Source organism: Variovorax sp. efr-133-TYG-130, from assembly GCF_030208835.1.
In the GTDB taxonomy this organism is placed as follows: Bacteria; Pseudomonadota; Gammaproteobacteria; order Burkholderiales; family Burkholderiaceae_C; genus Variovorax.
This window is the reverse complement of record NZ_JARVTD010000017.1, coordinates 1-3,699: the sequence shown is the minus strand read 5'-3', so window position 1 is coordinate 3,699 and position 3,699 is coordinate 1. Positions and strand designations below refer to the sequence as shown.

General features: G+C 66.6%; 2 protein-coding genes and 1 pseudogene. All 3 read right to left on the bottom strand.

Features of this window, described 5'->3' with window-relative positions; all coding sequences use genetic code 11:
- Positions 1-142 precede the first annotated feature (142 nt).
- The gene (locus tag QRN67_RS17680; RefSeq protein WP_285412882.1) at positions 143-1,747 is read right to left on the bottom strand and encodes a methyl-accepting chemotaxis protein; all 1,605 of its coding nucleotides are present in this window, start codon (positions 1,745-1,747) and stop codon (positions 143-145) included.
- Positions 1,748-1,763: 16 nt separating this feature from the next.
- Complete coding sequence (locus tag QRN67_RS17675; RefSeq protein ID WP_285412881.1) at positions 1,764-3,329, bottom strand: methyl-accepting chemotaxis protein; 1,566 nt, start codon at positions 3,327-3,329, stop codon at positions 1,764-1,766.
- 104 nt (positions 3,330-3,433) lie between these two features.
- Positions 3,434-3,699, bottom strand: a pseudogene (locus QRN67_RS17670) (methyl-accepting chemotaxis protein); the annotation flags it as partial.

The window sequence follows — 3,699 nt, the reverse complement described above, 5'->3', positions numbered from 1 at the left end:
ATGTCGATCCCGTATTCCTCCTCGCCCAGCTTGAACGTCACCACCTCCAGGCGGCTGCCGCCCGTGGAAGGGGACGGCGCCGAGGCGGCTTGTTGCAAGGGGTCTTTTGCCTTGGTCAGCATCTGTTCTCTCCGGTTTGAAATTAATGGGTCTCGGCCACTTCGGCCCTGAACACGCGCACGGCCCTGACCAGGCCGTCGGCCTGCTCCTGCAGCGACTGCGCCGTGGCCGAAGCCTCCTCGACCAGTGCGGCGTTCTGTTGCGTGACCTGGTCCATCTGCGCGATGGCTTGGTTGATCTGCTCGATGCCGGAGGTCTGCTCCTGGCTCGCGGTGGTGATCTCGCCCATGATGTCGGTCACGCGGCGCACGCTGCCCACGATCTCCTCCATCGTGCGGCCCGCTTCCGCGACCTGCTTGCTGCCGGCTTCGACCTTCTCGACGGAGTCGCCGATCAGCGTCTTGATTTCCTTGGCTGCTGCCGCAGAGCGCTGCGCGAGGCTGCGCACCTCGGCTGCCACCACGGCAAAGCCTTTGCCCTGCTCGCCGGCGCGTGCGGCTTCCACAGCGGCATTCAGCGCCAGGATGTTGGTCTGGAAGGCGATACCGTCGATCACGCCGATGATGTCCACGATCTTGCGGGACGACGCATTGATCGAGCCCATGGTGTCGACCACCTGCGACACCACGCTGCCGCCCTTCACCGCCACTTCCGAGGCCGACACGGCCAGCTGGTTCGCCTGGCGCGCGTTGTCCGCGTTCTGCTTCACCGTGCTCGTGAGCTCTTCCATCGAGGCCGCCGTCTGCTCCAGCGAACTGGCCTGCTGCTCGGTGCGCGACGACAGGTCCTGGTTGCCCGAGGCGATCTGGCTCGAGGCCGACATCACGCCCGCCACATTGGTGCCGACGTCCGCAACGATCGCGAACAGGTTCGCGCTCATCTGGTTCAGCGCGCGCAGCAGCCCCGTGATCTCGTCGCCGCGACGGATCTCGAACTTGGCAAGATCGCCGCCGGCAATGGCCCGCGCCACATGCAGGGCCTCATCGAGTGGTCTGAAGACGGTACGGCCCAGGAACTGCCCGAGCCCCAGCCATGCGAGCGCAAAGCCCACGCCGCAGGCCATCGCCGCGCCGGGCAGCCAGCTGTGCGCACCGGCGGAAGCGACCAGCCGGCCCGCTTCCATCCAGCCCGCGATGCCCGAACCGAGCGACAGCAGCGCGGCCGCCGTGGTCACGCCGAACACGCGCTGGCGCACCGGTATGCGCCGCAGCTGCGCCAGCGGGTTCATCCAGCCGCGCTGGACCACCTGCCCCTGCTGCAGCGTGATGCCCTTGGCGCCGCCTTCGCGCAGGCGGCGGTAGAGCGCATCGGCCTCGGCCACGTCGGCGCGGTCGGGCCGGCTGCGCACCGACATGTAGCCCTGCACGCGGCCGTCGCGCCGGATCGGCGTGACATTCGCGAGCACCCAGTAGAAGTCGCCGTTGCTGCGCCGGTTCTTGATGAGGCCGGTCCAGGGCAGGCCCTGCCCCAGCGTCTGCCACAGGTCGGCAAAGGCTTCGGGCGGCACGTCGGGATGGCGCACGATGTTGTGCGCCTTGCCCATGAGTTCGTCCACGGTAAAGCCGCTGGCCTCGACGAAGGCCGGGTTGACGTACGTGATGCGACCCTTGAGGTCGGTGCGGGACACCAGGGCGGCGTCCTTCGGGAGTTCGTATTCGATGCCGGTGACTGGCAGATTGACACGCATGATCCGGGCCTCGCTTTCAGGCCAGGGCCAGTTGATTGCGGCCGAGCTGGAACACGCCGACGACTTGCGACAGGCTGCCTGCCTGCTCCTGCAGCGACTGGGCGGCGGCCGAGGCCTCTTCGACCAGCGCAGCGTTCTGTTGTGTGACCTGGTCCATCTGCGTGATGGCCTGGTTGATCTGCTCGATGCCCGAGGTCTGCTCCTGGCTCGCTGCGGTGATCTCGCCCATGATGTCCGTCACACGCTTCACGCTGCCGACGATTTCTTCCATCGTGCGGCCCGCCTCGGCGACCTGCTTGCTGCCTTCCTCGACCTTCTCGACGGAATCGCCGATCAGCGTCTTGATCTCCTTGGCTGCCGCTGCCGAGCGCTGTGCGAGGCTGCGCACTTCCGATGCCACCACTGCAAAGCCGCGGCCCTGCTCACCCGCACGGGCCGCTTCCACCGCCGCATTCAGCGCCAGGATGTTGGTCTGGAATGCGATGCCGTCGATCACGCCGATGATGTCCACGATCTTCTTGGACGACGCATTGATCGAGCCCATGGTGTCGACCACCTGCGACACGACGCTACCGCCCTTCACGGCAACTTCGGAGGCTGACACAGCCAGTTGGTTGGCTTGCCGCGCGTTGTCCGCGTTCTGCTTGACGGTCGAAGTCAGCTCCTCCATCGAAGCAGCCGTCTGCTCCAGCGAACTGGCCTGCTGTTCGGTGCGCGACGACAGGTCCTGGTTGCCCGAAGCAATCTGCCCCGAAGCCGTCGCGATCGTCTCCGTGCCTGTACGCACTTCGCCCACCACCTTCGCCAGGCTCTCGTTCATGTTCTTGAGCGCCTGCATCAACTGGCCCGCCTCGTCGCGGCTTTCCACGCGGATGTCGGCGCTCAGGTCGCCGGCCGCCACGGTCTCGGCCACTTCCAGCGCATGGCCTAGCGGGCGCACGATGCCCACGCTCAGGCGCCATGCGAACAGCGCGCCGAGCACGACGGCGATGGACGCCAGCACGATCAGCGTGGTGCGGCCCGCCATGTAGTCGGCACCGATGCGCTTGGCGGCGGCCTCGATCTTCTCGCGCTGGTGCTGGGCCAGTGCCTCGACGGCGCCGCCATACACGCCCAGCGCTTCGCTGAACTTGGTGTCGACCAGCGTGTTGGCTTCGGCGAGCTGGCCGCTGTCCTTGAGCTTGTTGAGAACGCCCACCGTCTCGAGCACCACGGCGCGCGAGGCCGACACCTTGGCATACAGCGCCTTCTCCTCCGGCGTGTCCAGCATCGATTCGAGCTTCTTCTGCGCCGGGCTGATGCGTGCCGAGCCGGCCGCCTGCAGCTTGGAGAAATAGGCGGCAATGGCGGGATCGGTGGTCTTGACCATCGCGAAGTTGGCCACCGTGTTCGACCTGAGGTTGCTCAGCCATTCGTTGGCCAGGCGTTCCTTCACCAGCGCCTTCTCCACCATCTCGTCGGTGGCATGCCCCACATTGGTCAGCCGCAGCACGCCGGTGCCGGCAATGAAAGCCATCAGCAGCAGCATCACCGCGAAGCCGAGCCCCAGGCGCGTGCCGATTTTCAGATCCTTCAAACTCATCGCTCTCTTCTTTCAATAACGGGAGACGGCGGCTGTTGCACGCAAAGCGGCAACGCCGTCATCCTGTTATCGGCATCGGATCGCCAGACTTGAGTCCTTTCGTGTCAAAACTCGGTCCAATCGCCTTTGGGGTCGCCGGCCATCGCCAACTGCGGCGCCGGAGCGGCGGCCGGCGCACGGCGTGCGGGCAGCGCCTTGGCAGGCTGCTTCGCCAACGGCCGCGCGGGTTTCGCGGGCCGGGGGATGGGGGTGATGCGGGTAAAGCCCGGGCGCACCGTGGCGACGGCATTGGCATCGATCTTGAAGATGCTCACTGTCTGCACGAGGCTGCCGGCCTGCTCCTGCAGCGACTGGGCGGCGGCCGAAGCCT

Excerpts from the sequence above, each read along its gene's own strand:
- QRN67_RS17680 (WP_285412882.1), bottom strand. The coding sequence starts at position 1,747 with ATGCGTGTCAATCTGCCAGTCACCGGCATCGAATACGAACTCCCGAAG.
- QRN67_RS17675 (WP_285412881.1), bottom strand. The coding sequence starts at position 3,329 with ATGAGTTTGAAGGATCTGAAAATCGGCACGCGCCTGGGGCTCGGCTTC.